At 71.6% G+C, this 23,774-nt stretch carries 23 protein-coding genes; 15 read left to right on the top strand and 8 right to left on the bottom strand.

Going from position 1 to position 23,774, the window contains the following annotated elements; translation table 11 throughout:
• Positions 1–11: 11 nt before the first annotated feature.
• Entirely contained in the window at positions 12–2,432 is a 2,421-nt protein-coding gene (locus tag VK611_07315; GenBank protein HMG41123.1) for an amino acid permease, read from the bottom strand.
• A 210-nt stretch (positions 2,433–2,642) separates the two neighbouring features.
• Between VK611_07315 and VK611_07310 the strand changes: the two genes are divergently transcribed.
• From VK611_07310 to VK611_07300, 3 genes are read left to right on the top strand one after another with little or no spacing between them, the layout of a single operon-like run.
• A complete protein-coding gene (locus VK611_07310) occupies positions 2,643–4,043 on the top strand; it encodes an alkaline phosphatase PhoX (protein HMG41122.1) in 1,401 nt (466 codons plus the stop codon).
• Between the two features lie 58 nt (positions 4,044–4,101).
• Positions 4,102–4,785, top strand: coding sequence for a hypothetical protein (locus VK611_07305; protein ID HMG41121.1), 684 nt, complete (start codon positions 4,102–4,104; stop codon positions 4,783–4,785).
• Positions 4,786–4,807: 22 nt separating this feature from the next.
• A complete protein-coding gene (locus VK611_07300) occupies positions 4,808–5,560 on the top strand; it encodes an SOS response-associated peptidase (protein HMG41120.1) in 753 nt (250 codons plus the stop codon).
• Here the strand turns inward: VK611_07300 and VK611_07295 are convergent.
• The gene (locus VK611_07295; GenBank protein HMG41119.1) at positions 5,557–5,985 is read right to left on the bottom strand and encodes an HIT family protein; all 429 of its coding nucleotides are present in this window, start codon (positions 5,983–5,985) and stop codon (positions 5,557–5,559) included. The two genes, VK611_07300 and VK611_07295, sit on opposite strands and share 4 nt — an antisense overlap.
• Before the next feature lie 36 nt (positions 5,986–6,021).
• On the opposite strand from VK611_07295, the gene VK611_07290 reads away from it, so the two are divergent.
• The 9 genes from VK611_07290 to VK611_07250 all read left to right on the top strand — a co-directional run bounded on the left by VK611_07290 (position 6,022) and on the right by VK611_07250 (position 15,201).
• Positions 6,022–6,636: a CDP-alcohol phosphatidyltransferase family protein gene (locus VK611_07290; GenBank protein ID HMG41118.1), complete on the top strand. Its 615-nt coding sequence runs from the start codon at positions 6,022–6,024 to the stop codon at positions 6,634–6,636.
• 10 nt (positions 6,637–6,646) lie between these two features.
• The gene (locus VK611_07285; GenBank protein ID HMG41117.1) at positions 6,647–9,136 is read left to right on the top strand and encodes a sugar phosphate nucleotidyltransferase; all 2,490 of its coding nucleotides are present in this window, start codon (positions 6,647–6,649) and stop codon (positions 9,134–9,136) included.
• Positions 9,137–9,288: 152 nt separating this feature from the next.
• Positions 9,289–9,669 (top strand): glycine cleavage system protein GcvH, encoded by a 381-nt coding sequence (gene gcvH, locus VK611_07280; protein HMG41116.1) that lies wholly within the window; start codon positions 9,289–9,291, stop codon positions 9,667–9,669.
• A 3-nt stretch (positions 9,670–9,672) separates the two neighbouring features.
• Positions 9,673–10,161 carry an FHA domain-containing protein gene (locus tag VK611_07275; GenBank protein HMG41115.1) on the top strand — a complete coding sequence of 163 codons (489 nt, stop codon included), beginning with the start codon at positions 9,673–9,675 and terminating at the stop codon, positions 10,159–10,161.
• Entirely contained in the window at positions 10,158–11,447 is a 1,290-nt protein-coding gene (locus VK611_07270) for a MerR family transcriptional regulator (GenBank protein HMG41114.1), read from the top strand. Before VK611_07275 ends, VK611_07270 begins: the two co-directional genes overlap by 4 nt.
• A 190-nt stretch (positions 11,448–11,637) precedes the next feature.
• Positions 11,638–12,129, top strand: coding sequence for a bifunctional nuclease family protein (locus tag VK611_07265; protein ID HMG41113.1), 492 nt, complete (start codon positions 11,638–11,640; stop codon positions 12,127–12,129).
• Positions 12,130–12,228: 99 nt separating this feature from the next.
• Entirely contained in the window at positions 12,229–12,714 is a 486-nt protein-coding gene (locus tag VK611_07260) for a MerR family transcriptional regulator (GenBank protein HMG41112.1), read from the top strand.
• An 88-nt stretch (positions 12,715–12,802) separates the two neighbouring features.
• Complete coding sequence (gene gcvT / locus VK611_07255; protein HMG41111.1) at positions 12,803–13,855, top strand: glycine cleavage system aminomethyltransferase GcvT; 1,053 nt, start codon at positions 12,803–12,805, stop codon at positions 13,853–13,855.
• A 107-nt stretch (positions 13,856–13,962) separates the two neighbouring features.
• Positions 13,963–15,201 carry a class I SAM-dependent methyltransferase gene (locus VK611_07250; protein ID HMG41110.1) on the top strand — a complete coding sequence of 413 codons (1,239 nt, stop codon included), beginning with the start codon at positions 13,963–13,965 and terminating at the stop codon, positions 15,199–15,201.
• A 69-nt stretch (positions 15,202–15,270) separates the two neighbouring features.
• Here the strand turns inward: VK611_07250 and VK611_07245 are convergent, their stop codons facing one another.
• Positions 15,271–16,182 (bottom strand): LLM class flavin-dependent oxidoreductase, encoded by a 912-nt coding sequence (locus VK611_07245; GenBank protein ID HMG41109.1) that lies wholly within the window; start codon positions 16,180–16,182, stop codon positions 15,271–15,273.
• A gap of 48 nt (positions 16,183–16,230) precedes the next feature.
• Here VK611_07245 and VK611_07240 point away from each other — a divergent pair, with 48 nt between their 5' ends.
• Both VK611_07240 and VK611_07235 read left to right on the top strand, forming a co-directional pair.
• Positions 16,231–16,626 carry a helix-turn-helix domain-containing protein gene (locus tag VK611_07240; GenBank protein HMG41108.1) on the top strand — a complete coding sequence of 132 codons (396 nt, stop codon included), beginning with the start codon at positions 16,231–16,233 and terminating at the stop codon, positions 16,624–16,626.
• Between the two features lie 26 nt (positions 16,627–16,652).
• Positions 16,653–17,474: a 5'/3'-nucleotidase SurE gene (locus VK611_07235; GenBank protein ID HMG41107.1), complete on the top strand. Its 822-nt coding sequence runs from the start codon at positions 16,653–16,655 to the stop codon at positions 17,472–17,474.
• Between the two features lie 57 nt (positions 17,475–17,531).
• Here VK611_07235 and VK611_07230 read toward each other — a convergent pair whose 3' ends face one another.
• From VK611_07230 to VK611_07215, 4 genes are all read right to left on the bottom strand, one after another.
• Entirely contained in the window at positions 17,532–18,242 is a 711-nt protein-coding gene (locus VK611_07230) for an acetoacetate decarboxylase family protein (protein HMG41106.1), read from the bottom strand.
• A gap of 13 nt (positions 18,243–18,255) precedes the next feature.
• A complete protein-coding gene (locus tag VK611_07225; protein ID HMG41105.1) occupies positions 18,256–18,675 on the bottom strand; it encodes an ester cyclase in 420 nt (139 codons plus the stop codon).
• A 198-nt stretch (positions 18,676–18,873) separates the two neighbouring features.
• Positions 18,874–19,635 (bottom strand): class II aldolase/adducin family protein, encoded by a 762-nt coding sequence (locus VK611_07220; GenBank protein ID HMG41104.1) that lies wholly within the window; start codon positions 19,633–19,635, stop codon positions 18,874–18,876.
• Positions 19,632–21,158 carry a carboxylesterase/lipase family protein gene (locus VK611_07215; protein ID HMG41103.1) on the bottom strand — a complete coding sequence of 509 codons (1,527 nt, stop codon included), beginning with the start codon at positions 21,156–21,158 and terminating at the stop codon, positions 19,632–19,634. Before VK611_07215 ends, VK611_07220 begins: the two co-directional genes overlap by 4 nt.
• Positions 21,159–21,298: 140 nt before the next feature.
• On the opposite strand from VK611_07215, the gene VK611_07210 reads away from it, so the two are divergent.
• Complete coding sequence (locus tag VK611_07210; protein HMG41102.1) at positions 21,299–22,402, top strand: winged helix DNA-binding domain-containing protein; 1,104 nt, start codon at positions 21,299–21,301, stop codon at positions 22,400–22,402.
• On the opposite strand, the gene VK611_07205 is transcribed toward VK611_07210, so the two are convergent.
• Complete coding sequence (locus VK611_07205) at positions 22,399–23,673, bottom strand: threonine/serine exporter family protein (protein HMG41101.1); 1,275 nt, start codon at positions 23,671–23,673, stop codon at positions 22,399–22,401. The genes VK611_07210 and VK611_07205 overlap by 4 nt on opposite strands.
• Positions 23,674–23,774 lie beyond the last annotated feature (101 nt).

Genomic DNA, 23,774 nt, shown 5'->3' with positions numbered 1-23,774 from the left:
GCCTCCCGGGGTCACTCCTGCCGATGCACGAGGAGCGCGTAGGCCGGGTTGAGGATGGCGAGCTTGCCCTTCCACTCGGCGGCGGTGCCTTGGGCCCGGATGCGGGTGCCGACCTCGAGGCCGCCGATGTGGCGCCGGCCGACGAACACGATCGACATGGCGCCCGTGCCGTCCTCGACGACGCACTCCACGGTGCTGCTGCCCGCGCTGGGCTTCACCCGCAGGGTCTGCACCCGACCCTCGATCGTCACCCGCTGCCGCCAGCGCACGTCGACGATCGGGGTGATGCCCTCGGCCGGCGCCGTCCGCCGGGGGGCCGGCGACGACGGCTCCGACCGCTCCGGGACCTCCGCCACCGGCGGCACGCCCGGGTGCTTGGGGCCGGCGGCGGCCGACCCACCGTTGCGCGACACCGGCAGCGCGTCACGGCTCGTCCGGAAGCCACCCACCGGCTGTCCGTCCGGGCCGAAGTGGAACGGCACGGTGGTGACGTTGGCGTGCGGCAGCTGCGACACGTCGCGCTCGATGGCCTCGGCGGTGCGGTCGTGCAGGATGCGGTTCCAGAAGCCCTTGAACTTCCGGTCCGGCAGCAGGACCGACACCTCGGTCTCGCCGTCGGCCAGGTCGCGGGCCACCAGCTCGACCGCGGCCCGGGTCAGGCGCCGGTCGGGGCACGCCACCAGGTCGAGGGGCACCCGTGACATGCCCGCCTCGGCCCAGCGCTCGCCCAGCTCCTCGGCCGCCTGGGGGTCGAGGGCGAAGTGGACCGCCCGCAGCTCGTCGGGCGTCAGCGTGCGGGCGTACTGGATGGCCCGCGCCGTCGCCGCGTCGAGCTTGTCGACGAACACGAGCACCACGTGGCGCCGCATGATCGGGACGTTGATCGCCAGCGGCACGTCGTGCTCGAGCTGGGCGTCCTCGGCCATGTACTGGCGGTGCACCCGCAGGAAGATGAGCACGAGCACCGGCAGGATCACGAGGATCAGCCAGGCGCCGTGGCTGAACTTGGTGACGGCGATGATCACCAGCACCACGGCCGACAGGAAGCAGCCGAACCCGTTGATGGCGATGCCCCGCTTCCAGCCCTCCTCGCGCAGCCGCCAGTGGTGCTTGGTCATGCCCGCCTGCGACAGCGTGAACCCGGTGAACACGCCCACCGCGTAGAGGGGGATGAGCTGGGTCACCTTGGCACCGGTGGCGACGACCAGCACCGCGGCCGCCGCGCCCAGGGCGACGATGCCGTTGGAGTAGACGAGCCGGTGGCCCCGCTTGGTGAGCTGGCGGGGCAGGAACCGGTCCTCGGCCTGGAAGCTGGCGAGCCGGGGGAAGTCGGCGAAGCCGGTGTTGGCCGCCAGGATCAGGATCAGCATGGTGCCGGCCTGCAGCGAGTAGAAGAGCACGTCGCCCAGCAGGCCGCCGCCGAACACCGCCTCGCCGATCTGGGCGATCACGGTCGGGGTGCCCGACTCGTAGGGGGCGACCTTGATCTGGGATGCCAGGAACGACAGGCCCAGGAACATGGCCCCGAGGCTGACGCCCATCACCACCAGGGTCTGGCGGGCGTTGCGCCACTCCGGCTTCTGGAAGGCGGGCACGCCGTTGGAGATCGCCTCGACGCCGGTCACCGCGGCGCCACCGGAGGCGTAGGCGGTCAGGACCTTGTAGAGCGAGGCGCCCATCAGCAGGCCCATTCCCTGGTCGCCGAACTCGATCATCCCGGGGAGGTGACCGCCACCCTCGGGGAGGTCGCCCAGCAGGTGGCGGACGACGCCCACGACCAGCAGCAGCACCATGTTGGCCATGAAGAAGTAGGTGGGCACGGCGAAGATCCGGCCCGACTCGCGCACCCCCCGCAGGTTCCCGAGGGCGACGACGGCGATGAACACGAGTGAGATCGGCACCCGGTATGGCGCCAGCGCCGGGAACGCCGAGACCAGCGCCGCCGTGCCCGCCGACATCGACACGGCGACGGTCAGCACGTAGTCGGTCAGCAGCGACGCCCCCGCCACCTGGGCGAGGCCCTCGCCGAAGTTGTCGCGGGTCACCAGGTAGGCGCCGCCGGCCGACGGATAGGCCTTGATGGTCTCCCGGTACGAGAGGATCAGGAACGCCAGCACCACCAGCAGCGCCAGCGTGATCGGGACGACCAGCGAGAACGCGGCGATGCCGACCGCCGGCACCAGGATGTGGAGGATCTCCTCGGTGGCGTACGCCGACGACGACAGGTTGTCGGAGGCGAACACCGCGAGGGCCGTCGGCTTGCCCAGCCGCTCGTGCTCGAGCTGCTCGGAGTGCATGGGCTTGCCCAGCAGCCGACGCTTCAGCCGGTAGCCGACGCTGTCGGGCGGCAGCAGCTCGACCGGCGGCTCCGCGGGGAGCGGGGCCGGCGCCTCGAAGGTGGTGGCGAAGTCGGAGGAGGCGGGAGCCGTCATCGCTCGGGACGGTACGGGTGGGCCTGCAAAGGGCACGTAAAGAAGCCCAGGTCAGGGGCAAAGAACTCATAAAGATCGTGATCGGGGCCAGGTCACCGAGCGTTCATCTGCCGGCGGCCCGACCGTCTTCCCGTCCTTCCCGGGAGGTCGATCGGGCCCCGTACGGTCGCCTCCGGAGTTGGGTGGAAACCGACCTGGAGGAGACGGGGAATGACTGAGTTGACATCGACCGGCGTGGGGCGCCGGTCGCTCCTGAAGGGCGCGTCCGCACTGGCCGCGGCCGGTGTGACCACGGGTCTGGGCATCGACGTGCTGGGGGCGACAGGCGCCGGCGCCAGCACCCGCGGCGGGTCGCACCGCCCGGTGTCGCCGCCCGAGCTGGTGCCGGTGAAGGACCGCGCCACCGGCCTGGAGCTCATCAAGCTGCCGAGGGGCTTCGACTACACCACCTACGGCTGGACCGGCGACCCGATGGGTGACGGCATCGCCACGCCGTCGGCCCACGACGGGATGGCGGCGTTCCGGGTCCGCAACGGGCGGGGTGGTCACGACCGCCGGCGCGGCCGCGACCGCGAGCTGGTGCACATCGTCCGCAACCACGAGCAGGGCAGCCTCAGCGGCGCGTTCGCCGAGGGCATGACCTACGACCCGATGGCCAACGGCGGCACCAGCACACTGGTGTTCGACACCGACGACGGCGAGTTCGTCGACTCCTGGGCCAGCCTGTCCGGCACCATCCGCAACTGCGCCGGTGGCCCGACGCCGTGGGGCTCGTGGCTGTCGTGCGAGGAGACCACGCTGGTCAACGGCGCGGTGCGCCACGGCTACGTGTTCGACGTGCCCGCCGACGGCACGGCGACCGGTGAGCCGCTCCGGCAGATGGGCCGCTTCTCGCACGAGGCGACCGCGACCGACCCGGAGACGAACATCACCTACCTGACCGAGGACTCCACGCCCTCGGGCCTGTACCGGTTCGTCCCCAAGTACCGCCACCGGCCCACCGGCGACGGGAAGCTGCAGATGCTGGCCATCGGCGATACCTCGTACGTCACCTACGCCGATGCCGGCCCCCGCGACTACGGCCGGGTGCACTGGGTCGACGTCGACCAGCCGGACCCGGGCCCGGGTGAGACCTCGACGGTCCAGCAGGGCATCGTCGCGGGCGGCGCCCAGTTCGAGCGGCTCGAGGGCATCTGGTACCACGACCGGAAGATGTACTTCGTCACCACGTCGGGCGGCCCGTTCAACGGCCAGGTGTTCAGCCTGTCGCTGCGCACCGGCCGGTTGGAGCTGATCTTCTCCAGCCCCGGCCCCGAGGTGCTCGACGCGCCGGACAACATCTGCCTCAGCCCCCGCGGCGGGATGATCCTCTGCGAGGACGGCAGCGGTGTCGAGTACCTGCACGGCCTGACCCAGCGGGGCCAGATCTTCCGCTTCGCGGAGAACGCCGCGGTGCTGAACGGCGAGCGCGGCTTCGTCGGCGACTTCTCCGGCTCCGAGTGGTGCGGCGCCACGTTCGAGCCGAAGCACGGCCAGTGGCTGTTCGTGAACCTGCAGAGCCCGGGGATCACGTTCGCCATCACCGGTCCCTGGCACAAGCTGGGACTCTGACCCGACGTGCGCCGGTCGCGCCGAACGGTCGGCGCGACCGGCACTACCGTCGGCTGCCATGTCGACGAGAAGATCACGACCGGTCCGGTTCTCGCTGCTGGTGGCACTCACGGTGGCACTGGCGGGCGTGGCGTGCTCCGGTGACGACGACGACAGCGGCGGGCGCGTCGACGAGCCGGACGGCGCCAGCCTCGTCGAGCCCTTCAACGCTGCGGCCGAGGAGGCCTACGAGGCAGCCGGCAGCGACCGGCAGGAGGACTTCACGCGGGGCGTGGCGGAGACGGGCTGCTTCGTGCTCGACGAGGCGGGGGCCGTCGCCGTCGCCGACGCCCTGGGTGTCGACGATCCCGACGGCGCCGAGCTGGCCGGCGACGGCTTCATCAGTGGTCCGCCCGACGACCGTGAGCTGCTCGTCTGCCCCATCAGCCTTGCCGGCGTCGACGAGAACGTCGGCGTGAACGCCGGCACCCTCGACGGCGACCGGGCCGAGGTGCTCCAGGACATGCGCCGGGGCGCCGAGCTGAACGACGACGAGATCGAGGAGGTCGACGGCGAGGCGCCGGGCCTCGACGGCGATCACGTGCTCGCCGTCGCCCGCGACGGTGCCACCCAGCTCGTCTGGGTCGACGGCGGCTTCGGGGTGTCCCTGACCGTGCCCGACGACGTGGCCGACGCGGAGGCCGGCTTCCGGGCGCTCCCCGTGCTGGTCGACGCCGTGGCCGCGTCGCTCGCCGGTTCCTGACGGCCCGGTAGGGTCCGGAGCCATGTGTGGCCGCTTCGTCTCCGCCTCGCCGCCCGACGAGATCGCCCGGTACTTCGACGCCGAGGGGCCGGACATCGACCTGGAGGCGTCGTTCAACGTGGCGCCCACCAACGACATCTACGCGGTCACCGAGGACGGCGGCATCCGCAAGGTCGAGGCCTTCCACTGGGGCCTGGTGCCCAGCTGGGCGAAGGACCCGAAGATCGGCTCCAAGATGATCAACGCCCGGGCCGAGGGCATCGCCACCAAGAACGCCTACCGGGCGGCGTTCAAGCGGCGGCGCTGCATCATCCCGGTCGACGGCTTCTACGAGTGGCAGAAGATCGAGGGGCAGAAGCGCAAGCAGCCCCACTACATCCACAACCCCAACGACGAGCCCCTGGCCTTCGCCGGCCTGTGGGAGGTGTGGCGGCCCAAGCGCGAGAAGGTCGAGGGCGACGCCGCCCCGCCGACGACCACCGAGGCGGACGAGTCGCCGCTGCGGTCGGCCACCATCATCACCACCACGCCCAACGAGACGATGGCGAAGATCCACGACCGGATGCCGGTGATCCTGCCGGCGTCGAAGTGGGCGGAGTGGCTCGACCCGGCCAACGACGACGTCGAGACGCTGGGCCAGCTGCTGGTGCCGGCCCCGACGTCGATCATCACGATGCACCCGGTCTCCACCGAGGTGAACTCGGTGCGCAACAAGGGCCCGGAGCTGATCGACCCCTACGAGCCCTCGGCCGACGACGACCCGCCGCTACTCTAGGCGTCCGGCACGTGCTCGCCCCGGCCGGCGGTGCGGAGCGACTCCCGCAGCCGCGCGGCCGCGTCGTCGAGCGCCTCCGGGGCGGGGGAGTGGTCAGCCTTGGCGAACGACAGGTCGGCCTCGGAGTCGATCGGCACCAGGTGGAGGTGGCAGTGCGGCACCTCCAGGCCGGCGACGATGAGCCCCACTCGCTTGGGGGAGAACGCCGCCATCTGCGCCTGGCCCACCACCTGGGCCACCTGCATGAGGTGCGCGGCCAGGTCGGGCGACAGGTCGAGCCAGTGGTCGACCTCCTCGCGCGGCACCACCAGCACGTGGCCGGGCGTGATCGGGGCGATGGTCAGGAACCCGACCGCCGCCTCGTCCTTCCACACGAAGCGCCCGGGGATCTCGCCGTCGATGATGCGCGTGAACAGGGTCGGCATGGTTGGACACGTTATTCCTGCGTAGTCTCCCGCCCGATGCAGGACGGGCCCGCCATCGAGCCGACGGAGTCGACCGAGTCGACCGATCGTCTGATGACGCTGCCCAACGTCGTCACCGTGGTGCGCCTGGTCTGCCTGCCGGTGTTCCTCTGGCTGCTGTTCGGCGCCGAGGACCGGCTGGCCGCCGCCCTGCTCCTGGCTGCGCTCGGCATCACCGACTGGGTGGACGGCTACCTGGCCCGCCACCTGCACCAGACCAGCGAGCTGGGCAAGGTCCTCGATCCCGTGGCCGACCGCCTGCTGTTCTTCCTGGGCGCGGGCGGGATCCTGATCGACGGGTCGGTGCCCACGTGGTTCGCCGTGGTGGTCCTCACCCGCGAGCTCCTCGTCGGCGGAGCCACGATTCTTCTCGCCGCGCTGGGCGCGAAACGCATCGACGTGACCTGGTTCGGCAAGGCCGGGACCTTCGGGCTGATGGTCGCGTTCCCGCTCTTCCTCGCGTCCGAGTCGACCGTCTCGTGGGCCGACACCGCCTTCGACCTGGCCTGGGTCGCCGGGATCCCGGGTTTGGCGTTCAGCCTCTACGCCGCCGCCCTGTACGTCCCGCTCGCGCGGAGCGCGCTCTCGGAGGGAAGGGCAGCAAGGGGGTAGGTTCCTTCCCATGAAGGCCGTGATCATGGCCGGAGGTGAGGGCACCAGGCTCAGGCCCCTCACCTCGAACGCGCCCAAACCGATGATGCCCGTGGCGAACCGCCCGATGATGGAGCACATCGTCAACCTGCTCAAGGAGCACGGGGTCGACGAGATCGTCGTGACGGTCGCCTTCCTGGCGAACCACATCCGCAACTACTTCGGCGACGGCTCCGAGCTGGGCGTGCGCATGTCGTACGCCACCGAGGAGACGCCGCTGGGCACGGCCGGGTCGGTCCGCAACGCCATGGACGTGCTGACCGAGCGCTTCCTGGTGATCTCCGGCGACGTCGTCACCGACATCGACCTGGGCTCGATCATGGCGTTCCACGAGGAGAAGGGTGCGCTCGCGACCATCGGGCTGACCCCGGTGGAGAACCCGCTCGAGTTCGGCATCGTCATCACCCGCGAGGACGGCAGCATCGAGCGCTTCCTGGAGAAGCCCACGTGGGGCCAGGTGTTCAGCGACACCATCAACACCGGGATCTTCGTGCTGGAGCCGGAGGTCTTCGACTACATCGCGCCCGACCGCTCGGTCGACTTCTCCTCCGAGGTGTTCCCCAAGATCCTGGAGGCCGGCAAGCCGCTGTTCGGCGCCGTCGCCGAGGGCTACTGGGAGGACGTCGGCACCCTCGAGGCCTACCAGCGGGCCCACAAGGACGTGCTCGACGGCAAGGTGACGATCGACGTCCCCGGCTTCGAGATCAGCGACGGCGTGTACATCGGCGAGGGCGCCGAGATCCACCCGGACGCCGAGGTCGTCGGCCCCGCCATCATCGGCGACTACTGCCGGATCGAGGCCACCGCCCGGCTGGGGGAGTACACGGTGCTCGGCACCAACGTGCGCGTCCGGGGCGGGGCCGACCTCCAGCGCAGCATCGTCCACGACAACACCTACATCGGCGAGGGCGTGCGCCTGCGGGGCGCCACCGTCGGCCGGGCCTGCGACCTGCGCAACGGCGTGCGGGCCGAGGAGGGCGTGGTCCTGGGCGACGAGTGCTTCGTCGGCGACCAGGCCGTGCTCAGCGCCGGGGTGAAGGTGTACCCCTTCAAGACCGTCGAGGCGCGGGCGATCATCAACTCGTCGATCGTGTGGGAGTCGCGGGGCGCCCGCAGCCTGTTCGGCCGCTTCGGCGTGGCCGGCCTCTCCAACGTCGACGTCACCCCCGAGCTGGCCACCAGGGTGGCGATGGCCTACGCCACCACCCTGAAGAAGGACGCCACGGTGGTGACCTCCCGCGACTCCAGCCGGTCGTCGCGGATGCTGAAGCGGGCCGCCATGGCGGGCCTCAACGCCGCGGGGGTCAACGCCCGCGACCTCGAGGTCGCCTCGGTGCCGGTCACCCGCTTCGCCGCCCGCAGCCCCGACGCCGCCGGCGCCCTGACCATCCGGCTGGTGGAGAGCGACCCGCAGTCGGTGGTCATCCGCTTCTTCGACACCAACGGCGCCGACATCACCGAGGCCGGCCAGCGCAAGATCGAGCGCCTGTTCCTGCGGGAGGACTTCCGCCGGGTGTTCCCCGGCGAGATCGGCGACATCGGCTTCCCGCCCCGCCACCTGGAGCACTACAGCGCCGCCATCGAGGCCACCGTCGACGTCGAGCGCATCAGCCGCGCCGGGTTCAAGGTGGTGCTCGACTACGCCTACGGCGCCACGTCGTTCGTGATGCCCAACGTGCTGGCCCGGCTGAACGCCGACGTCCTGGCGGTCAACCCCTATGCCTCCACTAGCGGCGCCATGGACTGGAAGCGCGACGAGCACGCCGCCTACGTCGCCCGGCTGGTGCGGGCGTCGGGCGCCCACCTCGGGGCGGTGATCGACCCCGACGGCGAGCACCTGATGCTGATCGACGACACCGGCCGCGTCCTCGACGACGTCCAGTCGCTGCTGGCGTTCGTGTCGCTCATGTCGGGCTCGCTGGAGCCGGGGACCGCGATCGCCCTGCCCCTGGTGGCGACCATGCGCGCCGAGGAGCTGGCCCGGGAGCACGGCGTCGAGGTGATCCGCACCAAGCTGTCGAACTCGGCGCTGATGGCCGCGGCGGCCAAGAAGGGCGTGGCCTTCGCGGCCAGCACCAACGGCGGCTTCATCCTGCCGGCGTTCCTGCCCTCGTTCGACGCCGCCGCCGCCCTGGTGAAGCTGCTGGAGCTGCTGGCGAGCGACGGCATCGCCCTCTCGAAGGTGGTGGGCAGCCTGCCGGCGGTCCACATCGCCCACGAGACCGTGGTGACGCCGTGGGAGCAGAAGGGCGCGGTCATGCGCTCGCTGGTGGAGCTGTCGAAGGACCGGCAGGTGGAGTTGGTCGACGGCGTGCGGGTGCTCCACGACGACGGCTGGGCGCTGGCCCTGCCCGACCCGGAGGAGCCGGTGACCCACGTGTGGGCCGAGGCGCTCGACGAAGCGGGCGCCCGCCGGCTGGTCCAGGAGTACGCCCGGCGCATTCGCCAGCTGCTCCGCTGAGCTCGCGGAGGGCGAGCGCAACCCCGCTGCGTCCAGATAACCGTTGATTTTGCGATGTTTTTGCGCGGGTGCCGCGAAGGTGCGACCCCATGCCCGCCACGACGCCCGCCGAGTCCCTGGTGACTTGCACCCATTCGCTAGCCTGCGCACCCATGGACATCCCCGACGATCTCCGGTACTCGACCGATCACGAGTGGGCGCGCACCGAAGACGGACGGGTACGTGTGGGAATCACCGACTACGCGCAGGACGCCCTGGGCGACGTGGTGTTCGTCGATCTCCCCGAGGTCGGCAGCCACGTCGACAAGGGGCAATCCTGCAGCGAGGTGGAGTCCACCAAGTCGGTGTCCGAGATCTATGCGCCGGTGTCGGGCACGGTGGTCGAGGTCAACGGGGACCTGTCGGACAATCCCGATCGGCTGAACGAGGATCCATATGGGGAGGGCTGGATCTTCGTGATCGAGCTCGACAACCCGGATCAAGTGGGGGAGCTCGTCGATGCCGAGGGCTATCGTGCGCTGATCGAGGGGTGATTCGTGGCCGAGGATCTTTTCTGCAACCAGTGTGGCCACCGGAACCCGCCAGGCTCGAACTTCTGCTCGTCGTGTGGGGCGGCGCTGCTTCCGCCGTCGGGTGCCGACCGCACGACATCCACCATCGTCTTCGCTCCGGAGATCGAGGGTGACGAGGAGCTGGCGCTCGAGCTGGGTGAGGTCCCGGCAGGCGTGGGCTTCCTCGTGGTCAAGCGGGGCCCGAACGTCGGATCGCGGTTCGCCCTCGACAAGGACGTCGTCCAGGCCGGCCGCCATCCCGAGAGCGACATCTTCCTCGACGACATCACCGTCTCGCGTCGCCACGTGGAGATCCGCCGCGAGGGCGGCCAGTACGTCGTCTACGACGCCGGGTCGCTGAACGGCACCTACGTCAACCGCGAGCGGGTCGACTCCTCGCCGCTGGAGAACGGCGACGAGCTGCAGATCGGCACGTTCAAGCTGGTGTTCCTCACCGGGAGGGGAGCGGGGTGAACCGGCCGTCGATCGGCCGGGCCCATCTCTCGATCGGCGAGGTGCTCTCGCTCCTGCAGGACGAGTTCCCCGACGTCACGATCTCGAAGATCCGCTTCCTCGAGAGCCAGGGGCTGCTCGACCCGGAGCGCACGCCGTCGGGCTACCGCAAGTTCTACGAGTACGACATCGAGCGCCTGCGCTGGATCCTGCGGCTGCAGAAGGACCACTACCTCCCGCTCAAGGTGATCAAGGACCGGCTCGACGAGGCCGGCGGCATCCCACCCGCCGACATGGCCGAGATGGGCCTGGGGGCCGACGGTGCAGACGCCGCGGCCGCGGCGTCTGCCGAGGCGACCGAGGCGGCCGGGGCCAAGGACGGCAAGGGGAAGGCCGCCGAGTCGAACGGGGCCGCCACGCTGTTCTCCAGCGCGGACGGCGCCGGGTCGGGTTCGGGTCGGGTCGCCGTCACCGAGCGGGCGGTGCGGGTGGCCCCGTCGCCCTCGTCACCCTCGTCGCCTCCTCCGTCCTCCGGCGGCTCGGGGTCCGGGTCACGGTCGGCCAGCGCGCCGGCCCCGGCTCCTTCGGCGCGCTCCGACGCCGCTGCCACCGAACCTCGTGCCCGTCCTCCGGCCGCCCGGGCCCGCAACGCCGCCCCGGCTTCCCCACGTGCCGCGTCGCCCGCTCCGGCACCCGCGCCCGCTGCCCGCCAACCGGGCGGGCGGGCCCCGGTCCGCCGTGCCCCACAGCCGTCCGCCAACGCCCCCCGGGCCGGGGCCTCGACACGGGCGCGCCAGGGCCAACGTCCCGGCGACCGCAACGCCGCCCCGTCGTCGCCCCGGGCCGAGCCGCCGCCCCGCGCCGACGGCACCGGTCCCGACAACCGTCCGCTCGCCGGCGTGGGCTTCGACGCCGGTGCCGACGCCGTCAACCTCACCCTCGAGGAGTTGGCCGAAGCCAGTGGCCTGACCGTCCGCGACATCCGCGACCTGGAGCGCTTCGGCCTGATCGAGGCCCGCGACAGCGAGGGCCCCAGCCACTACGACGGCGACGCCCTCATCATCTCCCGGACCGCCGCCGGGTTCCTCCAGCACGGCATCGAAGCCCGCCACATGCGCAGCTACAAGGTGGCGGTCGACCGGGAGGCGGGGCTGTTCGAGCAGATCGTCTCGCCGCTCCTCAAGCAGCGGAACCCCGAGGCCCGGACCCGTGCCACGCGCACCGTCACCGAGCTGATCCGCCTCGGCGAGGTGATGCGAGGGGTGCTCCTGCGCCGCGAGCTGCGGGACCACATCGGCGGACCGTGAAGAGCCGAGCGATGGCGAGGCGTGGCCCGAGCGGCCCGGCGCCGCAGGCGCCAAGAGCGGGAAGTCCGCCGCATGGTTTGACCCCTCGGCGGCGAAGCGCCGAGACAAGGAAACGTGACCTGTCCGCGCAGCTCCTGACTGAGTCGGATGGCGGACGAAAAGCAGACCTCGGCGAGTAGGGTGATTTCCGATGGCCGTCGAGATGGAACTGGTGAGCGTCGAGGCACCAGAGCTGCCGGCACGAACGCCGGTGGTCATCCTTCGCGAGCGTTCGGGGCGGCGGCGGTTGCTCCCGATCTTCATCGGCACCCCTGAGGCCCAGGCGATCGCCCTGGCGATGCAGCGGATCGAGACCCCTCGTCCGATGACCCACGACCTGATGCGCTCCCTGCTCGACGAGCTGGGCGCGCAGGTCGAGCGGATCGTCGTCACCGAGCTGCGGGAGGGCACGTTCTACGCCGACATCCTGCTGCGCGCCGACGGTCAGGTGCGGGCGGTCTCGAGCCGTCCGTCCGACGCGATCGCCCTCGCCATCCGGATCGGGTCACCGATCTTCGCGGAGGAGGAGGTGCTCGACGAGGCGGGTCGCACCGAGCAGCCCGACTCCGAGGAGGCCGAGCAGATGGTCGAGGAGTTCCGCACCTTCATCGACCACGTCAACCCCGAGGACTTCGCCCAGTAGGTCCCTGCGTTGACCTTCGCAGCGGGGCGACCTAGCCTCGGTGAGTGACATCGACGTAATTCCGTCCGTGTCACCAGTCACAGGCAGGGAGCGTCGATTGTGAAGGACACCTCGGGCACACCGGTCGACAGTTACAGCGGCAAGCGGGCGGCGGAGATCGTGGGGATCTCGTACCGGCAGCTCGACTACTGGGCGCGCACCGATCTGATCCGGCCGAGCCTGGCCGACGCCCACGGCAGCGGCAGCAGGCGTCGCTACAGCTACCGCGACCTGATCGAGCTGAAGCTCATCAAGACGTTCCTCGACAACGGCACCAAGCTCGAGAACATCCGGCAGGCCTTCGAGTACGTGCGCGACCAGCTGGGTGAGGACCTCACGTCGGCGAGGCTCGTCCTGTCGGGCAACTCGGCCGTCCTGGTGCGCGAGAACGAAGAGCTCATCGACGTCATGAGCAAGTACAAGGGCCAGGGCGTCCTCAACTTCCTCGACCTCGACGACGTCACGAAGGAGGTCGACAGCGCGATCGTCGACCTCTTTCCCGAGACCGAGAAGCCAGGACGCGTAGCCCGCGCCGCCAACTCCTGAGCCACGCGGCGGCGCGTCGGCCCCGCCGACCACCCCGCCGGCGGGCCAAGGGGTCTCGGGCTGCGCCGGGGCAAGTAGCTTCGATGCCGTGACCACCCTGCATCACTCGCCACTCGATGCCGCCCACCGGGAGCTGGGAGCGAAGCTCGTCCCGTTCGGTGGGTGGGACATGCCGCTGCAGTATCCGTCCGGGACGCTGGCGGAGCACCGGGCCTGCCGCACGGGTGCGGTGGCGTTCGACGTCAGCCACCTCGGCACCGTGCGGATCGACGGGCCCAAGGCGTTCGACCTGCTGCAGTCGGCGCTGACCAACGACCTGCAGAAGATCGCCCCCGGCCGGGCCCAGTACACCCACCTGCTCGACGAGGCCGACGCCTCGGTCCTCGACGACATCATCGTGTGGTGGGTCAACGACGACCGCTTCGACGTGATGCCCAACGCCTCGAACACCAGCCGGGTGATCGACGCCATCGGTGGCAAGGACGTGACGCCCACCCGGGCGATCATCGCCGTGCAGGGGCCGGCCGCCCGGGCGAGGCTGGCGACGGTCTACCCGTCGGCGGCGGGGGTCGGGCGCTTCCGGGTCGAGGAGATGAGGGTCGACGGCGCCACGTGGGTGGTCGCCGGCACCGGCTACACCGGTGAGGACGGCGTGGAGCTGGCGGTGCCGGCCGACGTCGCCCCGGCGGTGTGGGAGCGGGTCCTCTCCGCCGGCATCCGACCGGCCGGCCTCGGCGCCCGCGACACCCTGCGACTGGAGGCCGCCCTGCCGCTGCACGGCCACGAGCTGGGCCCGGGGATCACCCCGCTGCAGGCCGGCCTGGGCTGGGTCGTCGCCTGGGACAAAGGCGACTTCCGGGGCCGCGCCGCCCTGGCCGCCGAGAAGGAGCGTGGCGTCACCCGCCGCCTCCGGGGCTTCGAGGTGGAGGGCCGCCGCCCGCCCCGGGCCGAGTGCAAGGTCATCCTCGACGGCGAGGTCGTCGGCGAGCTGACCAGCGGGAACTTCTCCCCGACCCTCGAACGGGGCATCGCTCTCGGTTTCATGCCACCGGGAGTGACCGAGGGGACGCCCGTGGCGATCGACGTCCGCGGCACCCCCATCCCCGCCACCATCGTCCCTACCCCCTTCTACAAGGCCTGATCTCCCGAAATACATCCCGAAGTTGCGAGGAATTCGCGTCGCGACGCGAGAAGATTTTCCCCAGGAGCGGACGCAGACCGTGGCACGTCCCAAAAGGGGGTCGCATCATGACGCTGGCAACGCTGGTCGAGGAGGTGCTTGGGGAGGATCTCCCCGTGGGCGTCACCGCCTACGACGGCAGCACCGCCGGGCCGCCGAACCCACTGGCGACGCTGGTGATCCGCACACCGGACGCACTGCGCCGCATCGTCACGTCGCCGGGTGAGCTGGGCATGTCCCGGGCCTACGTCGCCGGCGACCTCGACGTCGAGGGCGACATCTTCGCCCTGCTCGACCTGCGCGAGCGGATGCCGAGCTTCCGCCTGTCCGCCAGCGTGATGCGCGGGATCGTGAAGGAGCTCGGCGGGTTGAAGGGGGTCCGGCCCGTCCCGCCTCCGCTCGAGGAGGTGCGGCTGCACGGCCGCCGGCACTCGCTCGCCCGCGACCGGGCCGCGGTCAGCTACCACTACGACGTCTCCAACGCCTTCTACGAGATGGTCCTCGGGCCGAGCCTCACCTACTCGTGCGCGGTGTTCGAGACGCCCAGGTCCACGCTGGAGCAGGCCCAGGCCGCCAAGCACGAGCTGGTGTGCCGCAAGCTCCACCTGTCGCCCGGCGACCGGCTGCTCGACGTCGGCTGCGGCTGGGGGAGCCTGGTGATGCACGCGGCCGAGCACCACGGCGTCCACGCGGTCGGGGTGACCATCTCCCAGCGCCAGTACGAGATGGCGAAGAAGCGGGTGAGCGACGCCGGCCTGTCCGACCGGGTGGAGATCCGCCTGCAGGACTACCGCGAGGTCGACGACGGCCCGTACGACGCGGTCAGCTCGATCGGCATGTTCGAGCACGTCGGCGAAGCCCGGATCGCCGAGTACTTCGGCCGGCTCCGGCAGCTGGTCCGGCCCGGCGGCCGGTTCCTCAACCACGGCATCTCCCGGAGTCCCGGCGGAAGGGCCCGCCTGGCGCCCCGCAGCTTCGTCAACCGCTACGTGTTCCCCGACGGCGAGCTGCACGAGGTGGGGCGCGTGGTGTCGTACATCCAGGAGGCCGGGTTCGAGGTGCGCCACGTCGAATCGCTACGGGAGCACTACGCGATGACGCTGCGCCAGTGGGTGGCCAACCTGGAGAGCCGCTGGGACGACGCGGTGGCCGAGGTCGGTGTCGGCCGGGCCCGGGTGTGGCGGCTCTACATGGCGGGCTCGGCGGTCAACTTCACCGCCGGCCGCAACCAGATCTACCAGGTGCTCTCGGTGGTGCCCGACGGCAACGGCGACGGCGGGACCGACCTGCGCGAGAGCTACTTCTGACGGTCGTCCTGATCGAAATTGCGTGGCTGGCGGCCCTAGAGCGACCACCAGCCACGCAATTTCGGTCGGTTAGCCGACCAGAGCGACGGCCTCGGCCAGCAGCTCGGCCTGGCGCGACCAGGTGCCGGCGGCGAGGGTGACCACCACCCGCTCGGCGCCCAGCGCCTGCAGCGCCGCGATGCGCTCCGCGACCACCTCCGGGCCCGCGGTCACGATCATGTCGGGCACCGCCTCGGCGGGCATGCCGTAGACCCCGTCGGGATCGCCGAGCAGGCGGACGAGGCCGGCGGCGTCGGGGACCGTCGGGTCGCCGTCGATCGCCACCATGACGCTGCCGGTGATCGACGGCCGCGGGCGACCGATGTCCGCCGCCAGCTCCCCGAGCCGATCGACCAGCGGGACGAGCTGCGGCGGCGGCAGGGGGAGGGCGAACCAGCCGTCGTGGCGGGCCGCCCGGGCCAGCGCCGCGTCGGCCATGCCGCCCACGAGGATCGGCGGCACGGCGACGGCGGGGGAGAGCTGCACGGTGGTGCCGTCGAGGTCGACCGCCTTGCCGGCGATCAGGTCGGGCAGCACCTCGAGGGCGGCGTCGGTGCGCCGGCCCCGTTCGCGGCGGGGCACACCGGCCGCGAGCCACGAGAGGTCGTGGCGGTCGCCGCCGACGCCGACCCCGAACAGCACCCGGCCGCCCGACACGTGCTGCAGCGAGCCGACCTGCTTGGCGGCCCACACCACCGGTCGCAACGGCAGGATCATCACGCCGTAGGCGATCCGGATGCGCTCGGTCGCCCCGGCCGCCGCGGCCAGAGCCACCGTGCTGTCGAGGAACGGCACGCCGGTGCCGCCGACGAGCTGGTCGACGACCCACACCGACTCGAAGCCGAGGTCCTCGGCCTGCCGGGCCGCAGCGACGACGTCGAGCAGCGGTTCGTTCTGCGGGCTCATCGTCGGGAGGAAGACGCCGATCGCCGGAGCTGTCATGCGGCTCATCCTGCGCCATGCTGATGGGCGATGGAAGAAGGTACTCCGATGTCACCAGGGCACAGCGAGGGAACCGACTGCCCGTCCACGAAGGTGGAGGAGACCCAGGCCTGCGAGCTGCGCGACCTGCTCGACCGGCTGGCCGACAAGTGGTCGCTGCTGGTCGTCGAGCTGCTGGGGGAGCGGACCCACCGCTTCACCGAGCTACGGCGCGCCATCGACGACATCAGCCAGCGGATGCTCACCCTCACGCTCCGCCGGCTGGAGCGCGACGGCCTCGTGCACCGCACGGTCCACCCGGTGGTCCCCCCGAGGGTCGACTACGAGCTGACCCCGCTGGGGGCCGCGCTGCTCGACGCCGTCGGCCCGCTGGTGACCTGGAGCCGGCGGCACCCCGGCGAGATCGCCCGCGCCCGGGCCGCCTACGACGAACAGGTCGCCTGACTGCAACCTGTTCTAGGGTGCCGCCCGTGATCGCACGACGGCCCTGGGCACCGCTTCTCCTCGTCCTCACCTTCCTCACCTTCGTCGCCTGTGGTGGTGACGACGACGACAGCGCCGAGCCCACATCGACCCCCACGCCCACCGCCGCGGCCGTGGAGCCGCTGCGGATCCTCGTGACCAACGACGACGGTGTCGGGGGCGAGGGCATCTCGCTGCTGGTCGACGCCCTCCTGGAGCTGGACGACGTGGAGGTCACCGTGGTCGCCCCGCTCGAGGACCAGAGCGGCACCGGCGGTCAGACCACGCCGACGCCCCTCACCGCCACCGACGCCGAGCTGATCGGCGGCGCCCCGGCCGTGGCCGTGGACGGCTTCCCGGCCGACAGCGTGGTGTACGCCCTGGCGGAGGTGCTCGACGAGCCGCCCCACGTGGTGGTGTCGGGCATCAACGCCGGGCAGAACATGGGGCCGATCGTCGAGCTGTCGGGGACCGTCGGTGCCGCCCGCAAGGCGGTGAGCGAGGGAATCCCGGCGCTGGCCGTGAGCCAGGGCCTGGCCGACCCGATCGACTACCCGACGGGGGTCGAGCTGGCGATCGACTGGGTGGAGGAGCACCGCGACGCCCTGTTGGCGGGCGAGGTCGAGGCCGACGCCGTCGCCAACCTCAACGTCCCCAGCTGCGCCACGGGCGAGGTGCGCGGCGTGGTGGAGGTCCCCACCGCCACCGACGTCGGCAGCCGCAACCCCGTCACCGACCCCTCCGACTGCACCTCCACCGCCACCGACCCCGCCGACGACATCGCCGCCTTCCTCACCGGCTACGCCCCCCTCGCCGAGGTCGCCCCCTGATCGAAATTGCGTGCGTGGCGGCCCTATGGCGACCGCCAGCCACGCAATTTCGCTCCGTCAGAGCGGGACGGGGGTGCCGAAGGTGCCGCGCATGTGCTCCGTCCAGGTGGACATGACGGGGGTCTGGGTGGGGAGGCCGAGGGCGGCGAGCTCGTCGGCGACCGGATGGGTGCCCAGCTCCAGCTCGACGCCCGTGCCGCCGACCAGCACCTGGGAGCCGGCGCCGCCCTGGCTGAACGGCGTGGCGTGGGGGACGCCGTCGATGTAGGTGTAGGTGGTCATCGGCATCTGGGGCATCACGTCGGCACCGCCCCGGGGGAGCGTCAACCGCAGCACCAGCTCGCCGTCGATCCGCAGGGTCGTCACCGCCGAGTCCTCCTTGTGGACCACGGTGATGTCCTCCACGGTCTTGGGGAAGCCCCAGATCGTGCGGCCTGCCACGCAGGTGAACTCCTGGTTCACCGGCAGCCGGGTGATGAACGTACCTGGTTCCCTGTCAGCCGACCCCGAGCCCGAGCCCGAACGGGGCGTGACGAACATCGTGATGCCCACCTCGAGGTAGTCGCCCAGGTCGTTGTCGCGGTAGTCGATGGTGGCCAGCACCAGCTGGGCCCGCCCCGGCGACGACTCGACGACCGTGAACGCATCGCCCGGGGGCAGCAGCGCGGCGGCCGCCCCGGCGTCCACGTCGAACATGGCGGTGCCGGCGCAGGCGTCGCGCACCTCCACCGGCATCGTGACGGTGCGACCGGCGATGTCGTACTGCATGAGGTCCCCCAGTTCAGGCCAGTTGGCGGGCGATCGTCCCCGTGTCGTAGTACACCCGGGCGCAGGTTACGAGGTCGTCGGCGAAGGTGAAGATCACCGCCGTGCGGCAGCGGAAGCGCTTGCCGCTCGCCTCGAAGTCCGGGCCCGATCCCAGGTGCGTGCCCGACATCCACAGCTCGGCGACCACCGCGTCGGCCGCGTGGTGCACCTCGATCACCTCGAAGTGCAGGTCGGGGAAGTAGTGGCGGGTCATCTCGTAGTAGCGCCGGACGTCGTCGTCGCCGTCGTAGACCCGGGAGTTGCCGATCAGCTCGTAGCGCGGGTGGGTGAAGCAGTCGAGCGCGGCCGTCACGTCGCCGGCGTTCTGGGCCTCCAGCAGCTGCTGCAGCACCTCGTCGCGCCGGCGCCGCAGCGCGATCCCGATCGGCGTCACGTCCACCGCACTACCCGGTCCCGGGGGAGCCACGCGTAGGGCGTGTCCTGCAAGTCATGGCGCACGCCTCTCCGGCCAGATGACGTCGCTCGCCGCACCATGCCGACATTGAAACCCTGGTGGGTTCCTGCGTCGGGATGGCACGCCGAGCGACGCCCCTGACTCGGAGATCCGCACACCGGACTCACAGGACACGCCCTAGTCGAGGAGGTCCGGCTGGTCGGCGACGATCTTGTCGTACAGCGGCTGGAAGCTGTACCACCCGGCCACCGGCTGCCCCACCTGCGAAGCGGTGAGCGCGGCGTTCTCGGGGTCGATCGGCACCGGCGTCCCGGCCGCCTCGGCCATCAGCTGCACCTGGCAGGTGCGCTCCATGGTGATGAACCACCAGGCGGCCTCGTCGACCGTGGTGCCCGCGGTGAGCAGCCCGTGGTTGCGCAGGATGCACGCCTTGTTGTCGGCGAGGGCGTGGGCGATGCGCTTGCCCTCCTCCACGTCGAGCACGACGCCGGTGAAGTCGTCGAACAGGGAGTGGTCCTCGTAGAAGGCGCAGGCGTCCTGGGTCAGCGGGTCGAGCAGGCGACCCAGCGTCGACCAGGTCCGCCCGTAGGTGGAGTGGGTGTGGGCCGCGGCCTTCACGTCGGGCCGGGCCTGGTGGACCTGGCTGTGGATGGCGAACGCGGCCTGGTTCACCGGCCAGTCGCCCTCCACGACCTTGCCTTCGTGGTTGACGAGGATCAGGTCCGACACCGAGATCAGCCCGAACGAGAGGCCGAACGGGTTCACCCAGAACAGGTCGGGATCGGCGGGGTCGCGGGCGGTGAGGTGGCCGGCCACGCCCTCGCTGAAGCCGAACCGGTCGAACAGCCGGAACGCCGCCGCCATCCGCTGCTTGATGTGCGTCCGCTCCTCGTCGACCGACGAGAACGTGGGGGGCCTGTGGGGCTTGAGCTTGGTCACGGCAGGGCTCCTTCGGAGTTCCAGAACGCTCGGACGTCGCCTTCCGGGTCGTCGAGGACGGTGGGTTCGCGGTCGAGCACGCAGGTGGCGCGTCGCGACAGGTCGTAGGCGGGCCAGTCGAGGTCGTCGTGGGCGGGGCGGCGACCGGTGCGGGCGAACGTCGCCCACGCGGCCGAGCAGCGGCGGGCCAGGCGGCGGGTCCCGTCGTCGATGCCGCCGAGCAGCGTCTGCACGCCCTGGTGCTCCACGGTGTCGAACACGAACGGGATCTCGATGGCGTGGCAGGCGCCGGCCACCCCGCCGAAGGCCGTGGAGCGGTAGTCGAAGCGGTACATCGACACGTCCGGCGTGTGCGCCAGCTGCGCGTCGGCCAGGCGGACCGCGGGCATGCGGAACACCCGGTCGGTGAGCATGGCGCACCACAGCTTGCTGCTGTGCGCCGTCGGGCGGGCCGCCCGGTACAGCTCGACGGCCACGTCGGCGCGATCGTCGCCCAGCATCCGGACCAGCCGGCGCCGCAGCCGCTCGGGCCCGATGTCGCCGAGGCTGTCCTGGATGGCGAAGAGGTTCCACTCGTCGGCCGTGGTGCCGACCACCAGCGGGATGCCGGCGGCGCTGCCGGCGCGGACGGCGTCGAGCGGTGGCCGGGTGAGCAGCCCGCCGTCGACCACCGGCGCGAACGGGAGCTGCAGGTAGCCGGAGCTGGGGCGCCGCGGGTCGGGCCGGCTGGTGAGGGCCGCCGCCATGGCGGTCGACTGGGCGGTGAGGATCTCGTGGACCGGCAGGTCGAGCAGCTGTTCGACGTCGGCCGGGGTGAGCTCGAGGTGGGCCAGCACCTGCTCGGTGACGCGCATCGCGGTCTCGGGCGCCAGCACGTTCTCGCCCGCGCCCGACTGGAGGGCCGCGGCGTGGAACAGCCCGGCCGCCTCGGGAGCCGCCAGCAACGTGCCGACGCTCATGGCTCCCGCCGACTCGCCGAAGATCGTCACCCGGCCGGGGTCGCCGCCGAAGCCGGCGATGTTGTCGCGCACCCAGCGCAGCGCCTCGATCTGGTCGCGGATGCCGTTGACGCCCGAGCCGGTGAGGTCGCCGGCGAGGTGGTCGAGGTAGAGGAAGCCGAGAGCGCCGAGCCGGTAGTTGACGGTGACCACCACCACGTCGCCGTCGAGCGCCAGGCGGGTGGCGTTGTAGTAGGGCGAGCGGCCGCTGCCGTTGGTGAAGCCGCCGCCGTGGATCCACACCATCACGGGGCGGGCGGTGTCGTCGGCGGCCGGGGTGACCACGTTGACCACCAGGCAGTCCTCGCCGTACTCCTGGGCCTCCACGCCGAAGAGGGCGTCGGTGGCCGACGGCTCCTGCGGGGCGGAGGGCCCGAAGCTGGTGGCGTCGAGCACGCCGGCCCACGGCAGCGCCGGCTCCGGCGGACGGAAGCGGTCGGCGTAGGCGTACGGGATCCCCCGGAACTGGAGGACGCCGTCCCGCTCCAACCCCTCGACCTTGCCCGCGACTGTCTCGACGATCACGGGTACCAGTTAATCGTGTCGGCGCAGCCGAGGCCGCTCGGGGCGGCGGCGGGGTGGTTGGATGGGCTTCCCAGTCAGTTCCACGCACATCGTGGCGCCGCCGCTACGGCGGTGGGGGAGTGACCCATACTTGGCGGCCCATGTCGCCGCTGTCCCTCCGCGCCCTCAACCGCGCCACGCTGTCCCGGCAGCTCCTGCTGCGCCGGGAGCGACGGACAGCCGAGGCGACGATCGCCCACCTCGGCGGCATGCAGGCGCAGGCGCCGCTGTCGCCCTACGTCGGCCTGTGGACCCGGCTCGTCGGCTTCCGCCCCGACGAGCTGGCCACGCTCATCACCGAGCGACGGGCCGTGCGGGGCACGCTGATGCGGTCCACCGTCCACCTCGCCACGGCCGACGACTTCCTGGCGTTCCGCCCGCTCATCCAGCCGGTGCTGGCCCGGGCGTTCAGAGGCCAGCAGTTCGCGAAGAGCCTGGCCGGCGTCGACCTCGACGAGGTGTGCGCCGCCGCCCGGGCGCTGCTGGCGGAGCGGCCCCACACCCGTGCCGAACTGACCCGGCACCTCGCCCCGCTCTGGCCCGAACGTGACGCCGACTCGTTGGCCTTCGCGGTCACCTACCTGGAGCCGCTCGTGCAGGCGCCGCCGCGCGGCATCTGGGGCACCAACGGCCCGGCCACGTGGGCTTCGGCCCGCCGGTGGCTCGGCCGCCCGCTCGACGCCGACCCGTCGCCCGACGAGCTCGTGCTGCGCTACCTGGGGGCCTTCGGTCCGGCGACCGTGAAGGACGTGCAGCAGTGGTCGGGCCTCACCCGGCTGCGCGAGGTCGTCGACCGCCTGCGGCCCGGACTCGTCGAGCTGCGGGACGAGCACGGCCGTGAGCTGTTCGACCTGCCCGACGCCCCACGCCCCGACGCCGACACACCCGCGCCGGTCCGCTTCCTGCCCGAGTACGACAACCTGCTGCTGTCGCACGCCGACCGCTCGCGGGTGATCCCCGACGGTCGCCGGGTGCCGCTCCCGCCCGGCCTCGGCGGGAGCCAGGGCACGGTCCTGGTCGACGGCACGTGGTCCGCCGACTGGAGGGTCACCCGGCACGACGACACGGCGACCCTCACCGTCACCTCCTTCGCCCCGCTCAGCCCGGATGACCACGAGGCCCTCCACGAGGAGGGCGACGAGCTGCTCGCCTTCACCGCCCCGGACCACCCCGGCCGGGAGATCCGGATCGTCGCCGAGGGCTAGGGCTGACGCCGGCGGGGGACGTCGCCGCGGGGGACCGGGACGTCGAGCCAGCGGGGGACCGGCACCGTCGACGACACCACCTGCACGCTGGTGGCCACCGTGCGGTACGCGGCGGTGCCGATGAGCACGCCGAGGGCGATCGACATGATGGTGATCACCGCCGACACGAACGTCTGCAGGCCCACCTGTTGGTCGGACCCGACGATCTCGGTGAGGCCCAGCAGCCCGCCGGCGCCGGGCACCAGTAGCCAGAAGCTGGGCAGGAACGTCACCAGCGACGGCGGCCCGTGGTTGGTCGCGTCGAGCCACAGCACCACCGGCGTCATGGCCAGAGCCCCGAAGAACCCGCTGATCTGGGCGTCGAACACCGTGGCCCCGACCGTCTGACCCAGATAGGCCAGCAGCAGCACCCCGGTGATGAACGGCAGCGCCCGCGCCGGTGCCGAGTAGTGCAGGAAGTAGCCGGCCGCCAGCACCAGCACGCCCAGCCACCGACCCCACCAGCCGAAGCCCGACTCGGCCGTGTACACGAGCTCGTTCGTCTCGGTGTTCAGCAGGGCCGCGGCGGCCAGGATGCCGAAGGCGAGCAGCAGGAGCTGCATGCCGCCGTACACGAGCCGGCCGGCGCCGCTGATCATCTGGCCGGCGGCCAGCTCCACCACGCCGGTGGTGAGCGCCGCGCCCGGCAGCAGGGTGATGAGCGGCGGGATGAGGGTGCCGAGCGGGTCGTCGATCCGGTCGAACAGGGCTAGCACGATCGCCGCCACCGTGAACGACGACACCACCGGGAACACCAGCTCGAGGGTGGGCCGGTGCGGCAGCTTCAGCAGGCCGACCACGAGTCCCAACAGTGCGGCGGCCACCAGGCCCTCCACGGTCGGCTGGAACAGCAGCGCCAGCCCCGCGCTCAGCACACCGTGACCCAGCACCCGCACGGACCACGGCAGCCGGGCCCGCATCGCCTGGATGGCGTCGAGCCGCTCGATGCCGTCGGCCGGCGTCAGGCGGTCCGCCTCGGCGTCCTTGAGCACCTCGTAGAGCTCGGCCACCTGGTCGAGGCGCAGCGACCGCCCGGTCTGCGAGCTCAGGTGCACCTGGGCGGTCTCGCCCTGGCCGGTCTCGATGAGCAGCATCGTGGGGAACACCGCTACCTCGAGGTCGCCGAGCCCGAAGGCCCGCCCGACGGCCAGGAGGCGGGCCCGGATCCGGTCGACCGACTCGCCCGCCAGGGCCATGTCCCCACCGAGCCGCACCAGGAACTCGCCCGCCATGGCTCGGTTCACTCGATCCGGGACGGCCACGGCGCGTGACCCTAGCGGCGCCCCCCGGGACGGCCGGTGACCGGAGGGTCCGCGATCGGGGTCGAGGCTCC

This window comes from Acidimicrobiales bacterium, from assembly GCA_035316325.1.
Classification (GTDB): domain Bacteria; phylum Actinomycetota; class Acidimicrobiia; order Acidimicrobiales; family VFJN01; genus DASXTK01.
The sequence above is the reverse complement of the archived record's forward strand: the minus strand, read 5'-3'. Positions and strand labels throughout refer to the sequence as shown.

Excerpts from the sequence above, each read along its gene's own strand:
- VK611_07290 (HMG41118.1), top strand. The coding sequence starts at position 6,022 with ATGCAGGACGGGCCCGCCATCGAGCCGACGGAGTCGACCGAGTCGACC.
- VK611_07305 (HMG41121.1), top strand. The coding sequence starts at position 4,102 with ATGTCGACGAGAAGATCACGACCGGTCCGGTTCTCGCTGCTGGTGGCA.
- VK611_07250 (HMG41110.1), top strand. The coding sequence starts at position 13,963 with ATGACGCTGGCAACGCTGGTCGAGGAGGTGCTTGGGGAGGATCTCCCC.
- VK611_07295 (HMG41119.1), bottom strand. The coding sequence starts at position 5,985 with ATGCCGACCCTGTTCACGCGCATCATCGACGGCGAGATCCCCGGGCGC.
- VK611_07245 (HMG41109.1), bottom strand. The coding sequence starts at position 16,182 with ATGACAGCTCCGGCGATCGGCGTCTTCCTCCCGACGATGAGCCCGCAG.
- gcvH (HMG41116.1), top strand. The coding sequence starts at position 9,289 with ATGGACATCCCCGACGATCTCCGGTACTCGACCGATCACGAGTGGGCG.
- VK611_07315 (HMG41123.1), bottom strand. The coding sequence starts at position 2,432 with ATGACGGCTCCCGCCTCCTCCGACTTCGCCACCACCTTCGAGGCGCCG.
- VK611_07205 (HMG41101.1), bottom strand. The coding sequence starts at position 23,673 with ATGGCGGGCGAGTTCCTGGTGCGGCTCGGTGGGGACATGGCCCTGGCG.
- VK611_07265 (HMG41113.1), top strand. The coding sequence starts at position 11,638 with ATGGCCGTCGAGATGGAACTGGTGAGCGTCGAGGCACCAGAGCTGCCG.
- VK611_07300 (HMG41120.1), top strand. The coding sequence starts at position 4,808 with ATGTGTGGCCGCTTCGTCTCCGCCTCGCCGCCCGACGAGATCGCCCGG.
- VK611_07210 (HMG41102.1), top strand. The coding sequence starts at position 21,299 with ATGTCGCCGCTGTCCCTCCGCGCCCTCAACCGCGCCACGCTGTCCCGG.
- VK611_07230 (HMG41106.1), bottom strand. The coding sequence starts at position 18,242 with ATGCAGTACGACATCGCCGGTCGCACCGTCACGATGCCGGTGGAGGTG.
- VK611_07310 (HMG41122.1), top strand. The coding sequence starts at position 2,643 with ATGACTGAGTTGACATCGACCGGCGTGGGGCGCCGGTCGCTCCTGAAG.
- VK611_07240 (HMG41108.1), top strand. The coding sequence starts at position 16,231 with ATGTCACCAGGGCACAGCGAGGGAACCGACTGCCCGTCCACGAAGGTG.
- VK611_07285 (HMG41117.1), top strand. The coding sequence starts at position 6,647 with ATGAAGGCCGTGATCATGGCCGGAGGTGAGGGCACCAGGCTCAGGCCC.